The organism is Bacillus sp. AFS001701, assembly GCF_002559405.1.
Lineage (GTDB): Bacteria > Bacillota > Bacilli > Bacillales > Bacillaceae_G > Gottfriedia.
This window is the reverse complement of sequence record NZ_NTZO01000029.1, coordinates 1-15,545: the sequence shown is the minus strand read 5'-3', so window position 1 is coordinate 15,545 and position 15,545 is coordinate 1. Positions and strand designations below refer to the sequence as shown.

Annotated in this window: 16 protein-coding genes, 2 tRNA genes and 1 riboswitch; of the genes, 5 read left to right on the top strand and 13 right to left on the bottom strand. The window is 33.5% G+C overall.

Features of this window, described 5'->3' with window-relative positions:
- Positions 1–290 precede the first annotated feature (290 nt).
- Positions 291–1,826 (bottom strand): glutamine-hydrolyzing GMP synthase, encoded by a 1,536-nt coding sequence (gene guaA, locus CN514_RS03380; RefSeq protein WP_435817638.1) that lies wholly within the window; start codon positions 1,824–1,826, stop codon positions 291–293.
- Between the two features lie 146 nt (positions 1,827–1,972).
- A riboswitch (purine riboswitch) is annotated at positions 1,973–2,075 on the bottom strand.
- 191 nt (positions 2,076–2,266) lie between these two features.
- Between guaA and CN514_RS03375 the strand changes: the two genes are divergently transcribed.
- Positions 2,267–2,614, top strand: a complete 348-nt coding sequence (locus tag CN514_RS03375) for a DMT family transporter (RefSeq protein ID WP_098231383.1) — start codon at positions 2,267–2,269, stop codon at positions 2,612–2,614.
- 1 nt (position 2,615) lies between these two features.
- Positions 2,616–2,936 carry a DMT family transporter gene (locus CN514_RS03370; RefSeq protein ID WP_098231382.1) on the top strand — a complete coding sequence of 107 codons (321 nt, stop codon included), beginning with the start codon at positions 2,616–2,618 and terminating at the stop codon, positions 2,934–2,936.
- Positions 2,937–2,997: 61 nt separating this feature from the next.
- Here the strand turns inward: CN514_RS03370 and CN514_RS03365 are convergent, their stop codons facing one another.
- Both CN514_RS03365 and CN514_RS03360 read right to left on the bottom strand, forming a co-directional pair.
- Positions 2,998–3,756: a peptidoglycan recognition protein family protein gene (locus tag CN514_RS03365; RefSeq protein ID WP_098231381.1), complete on the bottom strand. Its 759-nt coding sequence runs from the start codon at positions 3,754–3,756 to the stop codon at positions 2,998–3,000.
- A 140-nt stretch (positions 3,757–3,896) separates the two neighbouring features.
- A complete protein-coding gene (locus CN514_RS03360; RefSeq protein WP_098231380.1) occupies positions 3,897–4,298 on the bottom strand; it encodes a hypothetical protein in 402 nt (133 codons plus the stop codon).
- 231 nt (positions 4,299–4,529) lie between these two features.
- Here CN514_RS03360 and CN514_RS03355 point away from each other — a divergent pair, with 231 nt between their 5' ends.
- Complete coding sequence (locus CN514_RS03355) at positions 4,530–5,381, top strand: ATP-dependent DNA ligase (protein ID WP_098231379.1); 852 nt, start codon at positions 4,530–4,532, stop codon at positions 5,379–5,381.
- Positions 5,382–5,869: 488 nt separating this feature from the next.
- Here the strand turns inward: CN514_RS03355 and CN514_RS03350 are convergent, their stop codons facing one another.
- From CN514_RS03350 to groES, 3 genes are all read right to left on the bottom strand, one after another.
- Positions 5,870–6,052: a hemolysin XhlA family protein gene (locus CN514_RS03350; protein WP_286141547.1), complete on the bottom strand. Its 183-nt coding sequence runs from the start codon at positions 6,050–6,052 to the stop codon at positions 5,870–5,872.
- Positions 6,053–6,273: 221 nt separating this feature from the next.
- Positions 6,274–7,899, bottom strand: coding sequence for a chaperonin GroEL (gene groL / locus CN514_RS03345; protein WP_098231377.1), 1,626 nt, complete (start codon positions 7,897–7,899; stop codon positions 6,274–6,276).
- Positions 7,900–7,958: 59 nt separating this feature from the next.
- Positions 7,959–8,243 carry a co-chaperone GroES gene (gene groES, locus CN514_RS03340; RefSeq protein ID WP_025672094.1) on the bottom strand — a complete coding sequence of 95 codons (285 nt, stop codon included), beginning with the start codon at positions 8,241–8,243 and terminating at the stop codon, positions 7,959–7,961.
- A 275-nt stretch (positions 8,244–8,518) separates the two neighbouring features.
- On the opposite strand from groES, the gene CN514_RS03335 reads away from it, so the two are divergent.
- Entirely contained in the window at positions 8,519–9,190 is a 672-nt protein-coding gene (locus CN514_RS03335; RefSeq protein WP_098231376.1) for a CPBP family intramembrane glutamic endopeptidase, read from the top strand.
- 42 nt (positions 9,191–9,232) lie between these two features.
- Here the strand turns inward: CN514_RS03335 and CN514_RS03330 are convergent, their stop codons facing one another.
- Positions 9,233–9,859: a redox-sensing transcriptional repressor Rex gene (locus CN514_RS03330; protein ID WP_025672092.1), complete on the bottom strand. Its 627-nt coding sequence runs from the start codon at positions 9,857–9,859 to the stop codon at positions 9,233–9,235.
- Positions 9,860–10,020: 161 nt separating this feature from the next.
- On the opposite strand from CN514_RS03330, the gene CN514_RS03325 reads away from it, so the two are divergent.
- Positions 10,021–11,946, top strand: a complete 1,926-nt coding sequence (locus CN514_RS03325) for an ABC-F family ATP-binding cassette domain-containing protein (RefSeq protein WP_098231375.1) — start codon at positions 10,021–10,023, stop codon at positions 11,944–11,946.
- Between the two features lie 216 nt (positions 11,947–12,162).
- Here the strand turns inward: CN514_RS03325 and tsaD are convergent, their stop codons facing one another.
- From tsaD to CN514_RS03295, 6 genes are all read right to left on the bottom strand, one after another.
- Positions 12,163–13,185: a tRNA (adenosine(37)-N6)-threonylcarbamoyltransferase complex transferase subunit TsaD gene (gene tsaD, locus CN514_RS03320; RefSeq protein WP_435817606.1), complete on the bottom strand. Its 1,023-nt coding sequence runs from the start codon at positions 13,183–13,185 to the stop codon at positions 12,163–12,165.
- The gene (gene rimI / locus CN514_RS03315) at positions 13,182–13,634 is read right to left on the bottom strand and encodes a ribosomal protein S18-alanine N-acetyltransferase (protein ID WP_097978594.1); all 453 of its coding nucleotides are present in this window, start codon (positions 13,632–13,634) and stop codon (positions 13,182–13,184) included. The genes tsaD and rimI overlap by 4 nt, the downstream gene beginning before the upstream one ends.
- A 9-nt stretch (positions 13,635–13,643) precedes the next feature.
- Positions 13,644–14,336, bottom strand: coding sequence for a tRNA (adenosine(37)-N6)-threonylcarbamoyltransferase complex dimerization subunit type 1 TsaB (gene tsaB, locus CN514_RS03310; protein WP_098231373.1), 693 nt, complete (start codon positions 14,334–14,336; stop codon positions 13,644–13,646).
- Positions 14,317–14,784, bottom strand: coding sequence for a tRNA (adenosine(37)-N6)-threonylcarbamoyltransferase complex ATPase subunit type 1 TsaE (tsaE, locus tag CN514_RS03305; RefSeq protein WP_056470004.1), 468 nt, complete (start codon positions 14,782–14,784; stop codon positions 14,317–14,319). Before tsaE ends, tsaB begins: the two co-directional genes overlap by 20 nt.
- 401 nt (positions 14,785–15,185) lie before the next feature.
- Positions 15,186–15,261: transfer RNA gene (locus tag CN514_RS03300), tRNA-Asp, on the bottom strand.
- Between the two features lie 4 nt (positions 15,262–15,265).
- Positions 15,266–15,342 (bottom strand) — tRNA-Met (locus tag CN514_RS03295).
- Positions 15,343–15,545: the final 203 nt, after the last annotated feature.

The window sequence follows — 15,545 nt, the reverse complement described above, 5'->3', positions numbered from 1 at the left end:
ATATTATAAAATAATTGAATTACTCTCCTACTTCCTAATAATCCCCAATACACTACAAATATAAGTATAATACTTGATAAAAAAATTTGTTTTACTGACCTGGGGATAAGAATCCACATTTCTAAAATGTTTATGCAATTTCTGACCCTCCCAAGTAAAAAATACCGATTATAAACCAAAATTATCACAGAATACCCTCACAAGTTCCGGCTATTTGTTACAAACTGGGGTCAAATCTCAAGAAAAAATAAAAAAGCCATGAACCCAATAAGGGTTTATGGCTTTTATTATTATTCCCACTCAATTGTTGCAGGTGGCTTACTAGTTACATCATAAACTATACGGTTTACGTGTTTAACTTCATTTACAATACGAGTTGAGATTTTTTGTAGTACATCCCAATCAATACGTGCCCAGTCAGCCGTCATTCCATCGATAGACGTAACTGCACGAATACCAACAGTGTAATCATACGTACGTTCGTCACCCATTACACCAACACTACGGATGTCAGGTAATACTGTGAAATATTGCCAAATTTCTTTATCTAAACCAGCTAAAGCAATTTCTTCACGTAAAATTGCATCTGATTCACGAACGATTTCAAGTTTTTGATCAGTAATTTCACCTAATACGCGAATTCCTAGACCTGGTCCTGGGAATGGTTGTCTCCAAACGATTGCATCTGGAATTCCTAGTTCAGTTCCAACTGCACGTACTTCGTCTTTAAATAATGTATTTAAAGGCTCGATTAACGTGAATTGCATGTCTTCAGGTAATCCACCAACATTATGATGTGATTTGATTGTTTGAGCTGTAGCCGTACCGCTCTCGATAATATCTGTATAAAGAGTTCCTTGAGCTAAGAAATCCATACCTTCTAATTTAGCTGCCTCATCATCAAACACATAGATGAATTCATTACCGATAATTTTACGTTTTTCTTCTGGATCAGAAACGCCAGCAAGTTTGCTTAAGAAGCGCTCTCTAGCATCTACTTTAATTACGTTCATGTGGAAGCCTTCGCTAAACGTCTTCATAACGCCTTCAGCTTCATCTTTACGTAATAAACCATGGTCAACGAAGATACATGTTAATTGATCACCAATTGCTTTGTGAATTAATACTGCAACTACTGAAGAATCAACACCACCACTAAGTGCGCAAAGTACTTTTTTGTCGCCAACAATATTACGAATATTTTCAAGTTCAACTTCAATGTAGTTTTTCATTGACCAGTTAGCTTCACATTCGCAAATATTGAATACGAAGTTCTTTAATAAATCATTACCATATTCAGAGTGACGAACTTCTGGATGGAATTGTACACCATACATTTTTTTAGCTTCGTTACTCATTGCAGCGATTGGGCAAGAAGCACTAGTTGCATCTACAACGAATCCTTCTGGTTGTTGAATTACTTTATCACCGTGGCTCATCCAAACTACGTGGTCTGAAGGTAGGTCTTTTAATAAAGCAGACGGATTTTGAATATTTAATTCAGCTTTACCGTATTCACGTTGGTCAGCTCTAGCTACCGTTCCACCAAAATGTTGAGTTATTAACTGCATTCCGTAACAAATACCTAAGATTGGAATTTCTAAATCAAAAATTGCTTCATCACAGAAAAAAGCATTTTCACCATATACGCTATTTGGTCCGCCAGAGAAAACGATCCCTTTAGCGCCCATTTGCTTAATTTCCTCTGCAGTGATTGTATGAGGACGTAATTCACTATAAACGCCAAACTCACGGATACGGCGTGCTATAAGTTGGTTATATTGACTTCCAAAATCTAGTACTACAATTGTGTCATGTTGTTGCAAAACGGTCACCCCATCTATATATATTGAATTAACGTATCAGTTAAACTGATACTATTTTTCCCAAAAAAAATAAAAAAAGCCGATTTTCTCCTCTTTTTACATACGAAAAATACGCATAAGAAGGCAGAAAATCAGACTTAAATTAAACAAAGTCAGACTGCCTTCATAGTCAGGGCATGTTACGGCGCCCCGGTAGAGACTCTCGACCCGTATTGTCGAGGATATATGAAGAATAATGACGAATATTGTATTATTGTCTCATTCTAACAATGTATATTTTTTCGGTCAAGGTATTTCAATACATAAAAAAAATAAATTTTTGTGGAAACGTTACAACTTGTCATGAATAAGATTATAATGTATCTTTTAACTAACGAACGGTAGGTAGTTTGTCAAAAAGAAATCATTTTTTTATTCTGCTATAAGGGGGGAGATTTTTTATGAGTTGGATTTACTTAGTTATAGCGGGGGGTTCCGAAATCGCTTGGGCATTTGGCCTAAAATACTCAGAAGGATTTACAAATTTGTTGCCAACAATTTTTACAATAGCTGGTATCTTGTTCAGCTTTTATTTATTTTCAAAAGCAATAAGAGATATTCCAATAGGTACTGCCTACGCAGTTTTTACAGGAATCGGTGCCGCTGGGACAGTTATTATAGGAATGTTATTTTTAAATGAAACAGCTTCTATATTAAAAGTTATTCTAGTAATTACATTATTATCAGGAATTATTGGCTTAAAATTAACTTCAGGTGATAAAAAAGCAGAGAAAGGAGATGCAGCATAAAATGGCTTGGTTATTTTTATTTATTGCAGGTTTGGGTGAAGTTGGCTTTGTCATTTTTATGAAGCTATCTAATAATTTTAAAAAACTTAACTACTCCATTTTGTGTATTCTATCTGGATGGATTAGTTTTTACTTATTATCAAAAGCCTTAAAGGTTATACCCGTCGGAACAGGTTATACAATCTGGACTGGTATAGGTGCCGCTGGTTCTGTTTTGATTGGCATGTTGTTCTTTAATGAATCACGTGAATGGAAGAGACTGTTATTTATCACCTTAGTAATTGGATCTGTTATTGGTTTAAAAATCATCTCACCTCATTAAAAAAGTCCCTATTTTAAAAAGAAATAGGGATTTTTTCTTTAAGAATTCGTGATCTTGTCTTTTAAAACAGCTTGCCCCAAGTATTCTTTCCAATAATTCCATCGACAACTAGTCCATTACTTGCTTGAAATTTTTTAACTGCATTTTCAGTAACTGGTCCAAAAATTCCATCTGCCGTTATTTTAAGTTTTTGTTGAACTTTTTTGACAGATTCACCTCTTGACCCTTCTTTTAAAATACCAGGGTATGGAACTGAATCTGTTTGGGTTATCGGGGGATTTAAGATCGCATTTACTTGTGCTTTAAACTCGTTAAATCGATCGGGGTTGTCTATGAAGGTTTTCGGACATGGCTTATGTGTTATGTCATAATGTCTTACAATGTCATTTGCATTTAATTTAAACATCTTACACAATTCAGCAATTACTCTAATCGTACGTGTTAATGTATATTGTGAAATCGTACCATCCTTTTCGACACACATTTCAACACCGATTGAAAGCTTATTTGCGTTCGGAGCGAGTTCATCCACCCCTCTATATACACCACCATTACTATTTCTTTCATAATGATCATTTGCATGATAAGCTATTTCATCAAGCGGAATAATACAAATTGCCTCTTTCGAATCAACAAAAATATGAGCAGATGCATATGTTTTATTTTTTATCGCTATACCGTTAAAATACCTTTGGTGACTTTGTGCACTTGCCCCCGGATTGGCTGTCCAATGCAGCACAATTTTTCTAACTTCTTTCAATTTTATTGACGGCCTCGTATACTTGTTCATCGAAATAAAATCATTTCTCCAAGTTGCCAAAATTAGCACTCCTTTTCAATATTGGCATGTCCGAATACTTGGACATGTATACTAATACAGTATTCTGAAAGATAAAATTCGTTACATATAAAAAAGAGAGTATTAGATACTCTCCAGAAAGTTCCTTTTACCTAAACTAATTACTTTTTTAGAGGTTTAACATAAATTGCTTGTGATGAATTAACAGATATACATCCATCCAAATCCTTCTCTTTTAACAATCCCAAATTAATAGCAGACTTGATTTTATCTCCATCTGGTTTTCTTACTATTTGTATTAAATCAGTCAAGTTTAGTTCTTCTAATTTATGAATTGTCTTCTCCTCATTAAATTTTTCTTTTTTTCTTATGATTCGTTCAAGTTTTAAATTATTAATAATTAGTTCACCTTTTTCATTCATTCCAACTTGATGATCAAAGTATCCATGAAAAATCTTTTGTAATTCCTCTAACTGATTTTCAATATCTTTCTTTTTTTGACTCAAATCATAGTACTCGTTCAACATCGGTTCCGTAATTTTGAAATTATTTTTCCTCCCCATTTCATAACACCACTTTTCATAAGAAGATAATTAATCTTATTGTGAAATTAGACGAGTTATGACTTGAAATACATTTGAAATAAAAGTACATTAACTAGTGGAAGACTAAAAATAGAGTGAATTATTGCTAGATAAGAAAACAAAAATTTTATGTTATTTATATATATCAAATGAAAAAGAAAGGAATCTTGATTATGTTGAAAAGCAACAATCATGATAGCGAAATGAAAAATGTTTATTGAGCCAATGCTATTACAAAATGCTGATAAACCATTTGACTCTGATCAACATTATTTTGAATTGAAATTAAATGGTGTTCGAATGATGCTTGAAAGGCAAAATGGAAAGAATAAACTTTTTAATCGAAATGGTACCGAGATTACGGAGAGAATCCCTGAACTCGAAAATATCGACTTAGATGATTGTTACTTAGACGGTGTTTTAGTTTGTTATAATAACGGCAGAGAGGATTTTGAAGCGGCAACCAATCGAGTAAGTTTTATTCAAGAATACAAAATAATACAAGGAAGCAAACAATTTCCATTAACATATATCGTTTTTGATATTTTACGTCTTAAAAATAAAAACTTAATGAAAGAACCTTTATCTTATCGAAAAAAAATCCTTTCAGAAACCCTAGTTGATCAAGAATCAATTAAAAAAAGTTTTTATATCGAGTCAGAAGGTGAGACGTTTTTTGAGCAAATTAAAACTCTTGGACTTGAAGGTATAGTAGCTAAATCAAAAGATTCCACTTATATACCTGCACATCGATCACTAAATTGGTTAAAGATCATTAACTGGAGATTTAATAATTACTATATAACAGGCTATAAAAAACAAGGAATGGGATTATTAATCTCAGAATTAAAAAATGATGAGTATGTAAATGTAGGGATAGTAGAGTTTGGAATGAATACTGGGCAAAAAACAGCTTTCTTTAGTCTAACTAAGCATATAAAAACTGGAGAAGACAAAAATTATATTTATGTAGAACCGCTAGTACGATGTGTAATAAAAAATAGAGGTCAATTAAATAGCGGAGAATTAATTGAACCAATATTCCATGACTTTATCGTTTAAAAAATAACTTTTTAGATTAATGATCTACGCCTCTTTTATGTAGAAAGTTAGTAGCTTTTTACTTATGCGAAGGGGTTTTTTTATTTTCTATCTAAATATAAGCCATAATAAGACCAACCAAAATGGTATAGAAAATAAAAGACCAAAAAGGCATCCTCTGTATAAACCGAAATTCATCTAAATCATCCTTAAAAAGTTATTTGCTATAACCGTAATATCGCATCAAAGGTTTTCTGCTTTTATCAAATTTACTATACATATTTAAACGATATATAGTCAATAAAGCCTAAGTCTTATTTAATTCAATTTCTTCAATCTAATACCAGTTAGTTATTCTCATTATCGACTACTCCAAAAGTAAATAACCGAAACATAAAAATAAAAAACCTATAAAAGTCCCAGGTTTTTTACTTTATTTCACTATATTTGCTAGCAATATTACTGTGAAATGAAGTCTAATATAAGTACGGTCTTTTGTAATAAAGCTCTTAAATTCCACCTTTTAGAATGATTCTTATAACTGCCATAATAATTGCTCCAATAATTAAACGTACAGTCCAACTAGTATTACTTTCAATTCTCTCAATTTTTTGTTCAACCTTTATAATAGTGCTCTCTGTTACTGCCAAACGTTCTTTAATTTCTGCTATTTTTTCCTGTAATTCTTTTATTTCGTCTATCCATATCCCCTCATTTCTTTATAGCTTGTCCTTCTCTTACTATATTCAGAAATTATTAAATTTGTTAATGGAAAATAGTATGAAGGTAATATAAGTTTTTTTATTTAAAACGAAGTTGATTTCTTTGGTGAAAAAGAACAACCACTATATTAAGCTCTGGCAATTATATGCGAAAAAAAAAAACCCTTGATTGCTCAAGGGTTTTTACTTTATTACATCATGCCGCCCATGCCGCCCATACCCATGTCAGGCATAGCTGGAGCATTTTTCTCAGGGATATCTGCTACTACAGCCTCAGTTGTTAAGAACATAGCAGAAACAGATGCTGCGTTTTGAAGTGCAGAACGTGTAACTTTAGTTGGGTCAACGATACCTTCTTCGATCATGTTTACCCATTGTCCGTTAGCAGCATTGAAACCAACGCCAACTTCCGCACTTTTTAATTTCTCAATAATTACTGATCCTTCTAGACCAGCATTTGTAGCGATTTGACGAACTGGAGCTTCAAGTGCACGTAATACGATGTTGATACCTGTTGCTACGTCACCTTCTGCTTCGATTGCAGCTACTTTATTATATACGCTCATTAATGCAGTACCACCACCAGCTACAATACCTTCTTCAACTGCAGCACGTGTAGAGTTTAATGCATCTTCAATACGTAATTTACGCTCTTTTAATTCAGTTTCAGTTGCAGCACCAACTTTGATTACTGCTACACCACCAGCTAATTTAGCTAAACGCTCTTGTAATTTTTCGCGATCAAATTCAGAAGTAGTTTCTTCTAATTGAGCACGGATTACGCCGATACGTCTTTGGATTGCTTCAGTTTCACCAGCACCCTCAACGATTGTCGTGTTTTCTTTTGTTACTACAACTTTTGAAGCACGACCTAATTGAGTGATGTTAGTTGTTTTAAGATCTAATCCTAATTCTTCTGTAATCACTTCACCGCCAGTTAAGATCGCGATATCTTCTAACATTGCTTTACGACGGTCACCGAAGCCAGGAGCTTTAACAGTAACAGCATTGAACGTACCACGTAATTTATTTACGATGATCGTTGCTTGTGCTTCACCTTCAACATCCTCAGCAATGATTAATAGTGGCTTACCTTGTTGAACAACTTGCTCAAGTACTGGTAAGATTTCTTGAATGTTTGTTACTTTTTTATCTGTGATTAAAATATATGGATTTTCTAATTCAGCAACCATTTTCTCTGAATTTGTAACCATGTAAGGAGAAGAGTATCCACGGTCAAATTGCATACCTTCTACTACTTCTAACTCAGTTGTGAAACCTTTTGATTCTTCAAGAGTAATAACTCCATCGTTACCAACGCGCTCCATTGCTTCAGCAATTAATTGTCCAACTTCTGGATCCGCTGAAGAAATTGCAGCAACTTGTGCGATTGACTCTTTACCTTCAATTGGTTTTGAGATTGTTTTTAATTCTTCGATTGCTACAGCAACTGCTTTTTCGATACCTTTACGGATACCCATTGGATTTGCACCAGCAGTTACGTTTTTAAGACCCTCACGAATCATAGCTTGCGCTAAAACTGTAGCAGTTGTTGTACCGTCCCCAGCAACATCATTTGTTTTACTAGCAACTTCTGCAACTAATTTTGCACCCATATTTTCAAATGCATCTTCTAATTCGATTTCTTTAGCGATAGTAACACCATCATTTGTAATTAATGGAGAACCGAATTTTTTCTCAAGAACTACGTTACGTCCTTTTGGTCCTAAAGTTACTTTTACAGCATCAGCTAAAGCGTCTACACCACGTAACATTGCGCGACGTGCTTCTTCACCAAATCTAATGTCCTTTGCCATGAAAATGACCTCCTTATAATATAAAAAATATATTTTTTAATTTAAGTATTTTTATTTTATTAACCTATGATTGCAAGTATATCGTTTTCGCGAAGTACTAAGTATTCAGTACCACCGTACTTAACTTCTGTTCCTGAATATTTAGAGAAGATAATGCGATCACCTACAGATACTTCTAAAGCTACGCGCTCACCATTTTCAAGTACTCGACCTGTGCCTACTGCAACAACTTTGCCTTCTTGTGGCTTTTCTTGTGCACTACCTGGTAACACGATACCACTAGCAGTTTTTTCTTCAGACTCAACAAGCTCAATTACAACACGATCACCTAATGGCTTTAACATGTGTAAATACCTCCTCAATAATCAAATCATTATTTTTTAGCACTCATGTATATTGAGTGCTAACACAATTATTAGTTTAAATAATATCAAAAAATTTTGCAAGCCCGAAGCAGGCACTTTTCTTGTCGAAATTTAATAAGTTTTTTTCTTTACAATCAAAAGTAAAATAAAAAGTGAAAATTTCTTTTAAGAAACTAAAGAAACGAGTAAAATAATGTACGTGTTGTTATAAACCTTTGGGTTCTGAAAAATATCAACACAAAGGAGCTATCGTATTGAAAACTAGAGATTTATGGATTTTATTAACGTATGTCGTTCTTCAATATTCAGCGGTATTTGGGGTGCCCTATTTATTAAATAGTAACTTATACGTTGGAGTGGATCAGAAAACAGCTTCTCTTGAAGCGGTGGCATTATGGGGTTGTATTAGTTTCGTAACTGGATTAATTATTATACTTATCTTATTACATAAGCCCCTTTATGAAGGAATTAAGAATCTGAAAACTAATTATCGCACAATAATAAATTGGGTTATTTTAGGTTACTTCATAACAATGTTAACTCAAATTGTTTGTAATTTAATTTTAATTTATGTATTTGATTTACATAAGGGCTCAGAAAATACTCAAAATATCATAAACATCGCTAAGCTTAACCCGGCTTTTATTATCATTCCAAGTTTAGTTGCACCAATTTTAGAGGAAATTATTTTTCGTCGTATTATTTTTAAAAGGCTATATAATCGTTTACCATTTATTATTTCTGCTGGAATTAGTTCAGCGATCTTTTCGCTTATGCACGGTGACTTGCCCTTCTTTTTATCATACTTTTTAATCGGCTTTGTATTTTGTTATCTGTATAAACGAACAAACTCAATTATGGTGCCAATCTTAACACATATGTTAATGAACTCTTTTGTCGTTTTTCAGCAGATCAATTTACATTAAAAACCCCCAAATTTTTTTTGGGGGTTTTATTTTGATATGAATTTATTGTTGTAAAAAATATGCCAATGTTTGCAGTTCAACTGCTAAGTCTATATGATGAATGCGAATATGTTCTGGTACACTAATTCGTGCAGGTGTGAAATTTAAGATTCCTCTAATATTTTTTCCATTTAATCGATCAGCAATTGATTGTGCTACAGGTGCAGGAACAGTTAAAATAACGATTTGAATATCTTCATTCATAACTTCCTCTAGATTATCTAGATTATAAACGGGTACTCCACCTATTTCAGTACCAATTTTATTTGGATCAATATCAAATGCCATCTCAATTTTTGTATTATTATTTTTTATAAAATTATAGTGTAAGAATGCAGTTCCTAAATTACCAACACCAATTAATGCAACTTTCATAACTTCATGCTGGTTAAGCGCTTTCGAGAAAAAAGTTAATAAATAGTTTACGTTATAGCCATAACCTTTTTTACCAAGTGCTCCAAAATATGAAAAATCTCTTCTGATTGTAGCGGAATCTACCTTTACTGCTTCACTTAACTCTGCTGAAGAAACTCTTTGTTTACCTGATAAAGACAAATTCTTTATAAAACGGTAATATAAAGGTAGACGTTTAGCAGTAGCTTGTGGAATTTTAATTTGTTCCGAATCCATTTTTTAATCCCCCACTTACTGTAATTCTTTTTACTATGGTGTGTAATTTGACTTTATTTTAGTAATAAAGTACTTGTTCTAATGTAAAATATACACTATATTTAAGAATTTTGACAGTCTACAGTTACATACATAAAAAATTTTGCAATGAGGTGTTATCCATGATTCTTTTACAAGTAAATAATGTCTCAAAGTATTTTGGTAGTGACATTATACTTTCAAATATAAAATTAGAAGTTCAAACGAGTGATCGCGTTGCCATTGTTGGACGTAATGGTGCGGGAAAATCTACATTATTGAAAATCATAGCAGGTGAAATATCCTATGATGGCGGTGAAATAAATAAACCTAAAGACGTTACTGTAGGGTACTTAGCCCAAAACTCTGGTTTACAAAGCGATAAAACGATTTGGGAAGAATATTATTCTGTATTTAATCATTTAGTAGAGATGCAGGACAATATGAGAAAATTAGAAGTTAAAATGACTAGGGAGGATGTCTACTCCAATCAAGCCGTTTATGACAAGGTTATGAATGAATATGATCATCTTCAATATACATTCAAAGAAAACGGTGGTTACCAGTTTGAAGCAGATATTCGTTCAATAATTAGTGGTTTAGGTTTTAGTAATGAAGATTATGAAACAAAAATTTCCTCGTTAAGCGGTGGACAAAAGACGAGACTGGCATTAGGTAAGCTATTATTGACAAAGCCTGACTTGTTAATCTTGGATGAGCCTACGAACCATTTAGATATTGACACTCTAAGTTGGTTAGAGCGCTACTTACAGTCATACCCTGGTGCAGTATTAATCGTTTCCCACGATCGATATTTCCTTGATCAAGTTGTTAATATTGTTTATGAAATATCGAATCATAAGCATCAACGATTTGTTGGTAATTATAGTAAGTACCTTGAACTAAAGGCAGCTCAATATGAACAAGAGTTAAAACAGTTTGAAAAGCAACAAGAGGAAATCTCTAAACTTGAAGATTTTGTACAGCGTAATATTGCGCGTGCATCAACTACCAAAAGAGCTCAAAGTCGTAGGAAACAATTAGATCGTATGGTTCGACTAGACAGGCCACTTGGAGACGAATCTTCGGCTAATTTTTCATTTTCAATTGAAAAACAAAGCGGTAATGATGTGTTGTCTGTACAAGATTTATTTATTGGCTATGATCGGATCCCAACAATTGATCAGCCGATGAGATTCGTACTGAATCGAGGCGATAGTGTCGCATTAGTCGGTCCAAATGGTGTTGGTAAATCGACATTACTTAAAACGATTATTGCTGATTTAGAAAAATTACAAGGAACGATTGATTTTGGCGCAAATGTTTCAGTTGGTTATTATGATCAAGAGCAAGCAAAACTAACTTCTAATAAAAGAGTATTAGACGAACTTTGGGATGATTATCCATTAAAAGCTGAACAAGAAATTCGAACAATATTAGGGAACTTTTTATTTTCTGGAGATGATGTGACAAAAATTGTTACCTCTTTAAGTGGTGGAGAAAAGGCTAGATTAGCTTTGGCTAAGCTTATGATGAAAAAAGCTAATTTCTTAATTCTTGATGAGCCTACTAACCACTTAGATTTAGATAGTAAAGAAGTGTTAGAAAATGCATTATTAGATTACCCTGGAACGATTTTATTTGTATCTCATGATCGTTACTTTATGAACAGATTATCCACAAAAACTTTTGAACTAGCAAAAGCAGGATTATCAATTTATTTGGGTGATTATGACTATTACCTATTTAAGAAAAACGAAGCATTTGAAAAAGAACAAGCAGAAAAAGAGGCTACATTAGCACAAGCTAAACAATCTTCTCAACCAATTTCTGATTATCAACAAGACAAAGAATTGAAGAAAAAACTCCGTCAAACTCAGCGCCGTATAGAGGAAATTGAAAGTAATATATCGCAATTTGAGCTTGATATAGAGACGATCGAACTAGAATTATGTAAGCCAGAAGTTTACGGTGATTTTCAATTAGTACAAGAATTAACAAATAAGAAAAATGATATCGAAGCTAAGTTAATAGACCTAATGGAAGAGTGGGAGAACTTACAAGATTAATGACTAAACGGATGAGCTTTTTGCTATCCGTTTTTTCTTATCTACATATTTATCCACATATATTCAATTATCATTTAGCTTTTACACAGGTTTATACACACTATCCACAAAAAAACAGTAAAGTTATACACAATTTTGTTCACATAGATTAATAAGTTTTTAACAAATAAAAAGTACTTATCCACATTTTATTAAAAAATTGTGAATAAGTACTCCTTACATATTCTCTAAATCCAAACCTGGATTCCCGTTTAATGCCAAATTACCTAGTTTTCCTTGTTTTAAACGGATAAATGCAGCAGCACCAATCATCGCAGCATTATCTGTACAAAGTGATAGTGGTGGTATAACTAATTCTATATTACTCAAAGCATTCATCTCTTCTTGTAATGTAGCTCTCAACCCTTTATTAGCTGCCACTCCTCCGGCTAATAAAACTTGTTTTACATTATATTCTTTTGCAGCTTGAATTGTTTTAGAGACAATTACTTCAATTACACTCTCTTGGAAGCTTGCTGCGACATCAGCTGGTGATACTTCCTCGCCTCTTTGCTCAGCATTATGCATATAATTAATAACCGCTGACTTTAATCCACTAAAACTAAAGTCATAGCTACCCTCTTCTAACCAAGCTCTAGGAAAAGGAATAGTTGCATTTCCTTCTTGTGCTAGACGATCAATGTGAGGACCACCTGGGTAAGGTAATTTAAGTGTTCTAGCGACCTTATCATAAGCTTCTCCTGCTGCATCATCCCTTGTTTCACCTATTACCTCAAAAATTCCATCTTCCTTCATGTAGACAAGCTCCGTATGTCCACCAGAAACTACTAATGCTAACAGTGGATATTGCAGGGGCTGTACAAGTTGATTAGCATAAATATGACCCGCAATGTGGTGTACTCCTATAAGCGGTAATCCATGTGCAAATGCAATTGCTTTAGCCGCATTTACCCCAATTAGTAACGCTCCAACAAGTCCTGGACCTTCTGTAACTGCAACGGCAGCTAGCTCTTCATATTCTACCTGTGCTTGCTTCATTGCTTCTTCGATTACTAAAGTTATTTGCTCAACATGTAATCGTGATGCAACTTCAGGTACAACTCCACCAAAACGTTTGTGAATATCTATCTGAGTAGCTACTACATTACTTAAAATTTCATTTCCGTTTTTAACAACTGCGGCTGAAGTTTCATCACAGCTTGTCTCTATAGCAAGAATTAAACAATTTTCATTTATCATTTCAAATTCACCCACATAACTAATGCATCCTCAAAATTATCTGTATAATAGCTTTTTCGAATACCGCCATCTTGGAAGCCCAGTTTTCGATATAGTCCCATTGCTACATGATTTGATACCCTTACTTCTAAAGTTAATGTATCAGCTCCAAGATTTTTAGCAGTTTCCATTACAGCCCGAAGTAACTTTTCGCCAAGACCTACTCCTCTATAATCTGGCAAAATAGCTATATTTGTAATATGTCCCTCGTCAATGACCACCCATAATCCACAATAACCAATTATTTTCTCATCAACTTCAGCCACTATATAATTGGCAAATTGATTTGAATATAATTCATTATAAAAAGCATCATATGTCCATGGTGTAGGGAATGATTGTTTTTCAATTTCTACTATTTGATCTAAATCTTCTTCTTTCATTTTACGAAAAGCAACCGATGAGATCATAATATCCTCCTACTTTTCTTGGCTTGCTAGCCAATTAGCTTCTGCTTCTGATAATCTTAAATATTCCGGTGAAAAATTATGAACCGATTCTTCTTTTTCTTCTAAGCTACATGTAAACAGTTCACTTGGTCTCTGGTTATTCATACTTTCTTTTGCAAAGAGCGCTTTATCTTTTAAATGCTCAATAATAAACTCCTTATGAATTGATACATCGTTACCAATAAATAAGATTTGTTCATTATAAGATTTAAGCTTTTCAATCCATATACTTCGGTCAATATTGCAGTCTTCTAATACCTCATTAATGACCTGACCTCTAAAATCATAAAGACCAGTAAATAATAAGTTGCGTCTTGCATCAAATAATGGACAGACTAATCCATTAAAATATCGTCCATTAGCAGCCAATACCTTCAAACTTGATACCCCGATAATTGGAATTTTTAAAGTGAAAGCTAATGATTTAGCCACAGTGACACCAATACGTACACCCGTATAAGAGCCTGGACCTTTTGCAACTACTATTTTAGATAGTTCCTTTGGTTTTATATTACATTCTTCCATTAAAGAGCTAATCGCTGGCATTAATCGTACAGAATGGTTTTTATTAATAAATGTTATCGTTTCTCCAATAACAGACTGATCTTTTATTAGACTAATACCCATAACATTTGTAGATGTATCAATTGCTAAAACGGTCATTGTTTATTAACTCCTTACAAATAAATTCATACCTAGATCCACTTGGAATAAAAGTAATCATTCTACCATTTTCTTCATGAGTTATTATGATTTTTAAGAATTCATTTGGTAAGTAATCTGAAATTAAATGAGCCCATTCTACAACACAAACACCTTCACCCATAAAATACTCATCAAAGCCTAAATCTTCACTACTTCCTTCTAAACGATAAACATCCATATGATATAGAGGAATTCTACCTTTATATTCTTTAATAATATTAAAAGTTGGGCTATTAACTGTTCTTTTTACATCAAGACCTTTAGCAAATCCTTTTGTAAAAGTGGTCTTTCCAGCACCAAGATCTCCTTCTAATAATATTACATCTTTTTGTTGCACTAATTGTCCGAGAAAAAATGCAATTTCTTGAGTTTCTTCCTCAGTATTTGTATGTAAAACAATTTCCAATTACTTCACCACCAAAATTCTAACTCGTCTATTTCTAACTTTGCCATATTATATCATTTCAAAACATTAAGCAGATGTCAAACAGTAATATTCTTTTGAATAGTTTAAATAAATTATTGAAATTTATATTTAGGTTGTTTTCGTTTATTTTGTTACTTCTCTCGTTTACAGCATGTAGTAAGCAGTACCTTCTTTCACATAACTCATTGTGTCTCCCTACCATCCCATGTTTCCTAATTAATGATTGAGTTGAGCAGTTTTACTTCCGTCGGCTTCTGTTTTATACAGTTAATATCCTTTAAAGTATTACTCTTACAATAAAATCTATTTATATATTACTCATTTCAAAAATAATAAAAAAAACGAAACAATTTTTTGTTTCGTTTTAAGAATCGTATGTATGGCGGTCCCGACCGGGATCGAACCGGCGATCTCCTGCGTGACAGGCAGGCATGTTAACCGCTACACCACGGGACCATTTTGGTTGCGGGGACAGGATTTGAACCTGCGACCTTCGGGTTATGAGCCCGACGAGCTACCAGACTGCTCCACCCCGCGATAATGAGAAAACAATTTAATTAAAACCATGAAGTTTAACCTGTTAAGACCATCCCAATCTCAGGATGTTAATACAAGTAGCGGCTCGATTGGTATGCTGAAGCAATTACTTCGAAGCATATTCGTTCGTGCTCCACCCCGCGATAATGAGAAAAAATTATTTCCATAAAAAATCCAAACCAGGCGACGTTCTACTCTCACAG

Excerpts from the sequence above, each read along its gene's own strand:
- CN514_RS03375 (WP_098231383.1), top strand. The coding sequence starts at position 2,267 with ATGAGTTGGATTTACTTAGTTATAGCGGGGGGTTCCGAAATCGCTTGG.
- CN514_RS03370 (WP_098231382.1), top strand. The coding sequence starts at position 2,616 with ATGGCTTGGTTATTTTTATTTATTGCAGGTTTGGGTGAAGTTGGCTTT.
- CN514_RS03330 (WP_025672092.1), bottom strand. The coding sequence starts at position 9,859 with ATGGATTCGGAACAAATTAAAATTCCACAAGCTACTGCTAAACGTCTA.
- CN514_RS03325 (WP_098231375.1), top strand. The coding sequence starts at position 10,021 with ATGATTCTTTTACAAGTAAATAATGTCTCAAAGTATTTTGGTAGTGAC.
- groL (WP_098231377.1), bottom strand. The coding sequence starts at position 7,899 with ATGGCAAAGGACATTAGATTTGGTGAAGAAGCACGTCGCGCAATGTTA.
- groES (WP_025672094.1), bottom strand. The coding sequence starts at position 8,243 with ATGTTAAAGCCATTAGGTGATCGTGTTGTAATTGAGCTTGTTGAGTCT.
- CN514_RS03360 (WP_098231380.1), bottom strand. The coding sequence starts at position 4,298 with ATGGGGAGGAAAAATAATTTCAAAATTACGGAACCGATGTTGAACGAG.
- tsaB (WP_098231373.1), bottom strand. The coding sequence starts at position 14,336 with ATGACCGTTTTAGCAATTGATACATCTACAAATGTTATGGGTATTAGT.
- tsaD (WP_435817606.1), bottom strand. The coding sequence starts at position 13,185 with ATGATAAATGAAAATTGTTTAATTCTTGCTATAGAGACAAGCTGTGAT.
- CN514_RS03355 (WP_098231379.1), top strand. The coding sequence starts at position 4,530 with ATGTTTATTGAGCCAATGCTATTACAAAATGCTGATAAACCATTTGAC.
- rimI (WP_097978594.1), bottom strand. The coding sequence starts at position 13,634 with ATGATCTCATCGGTTGCTTTTCGTAAAATGAAAGAAGAAGATTTAGAT.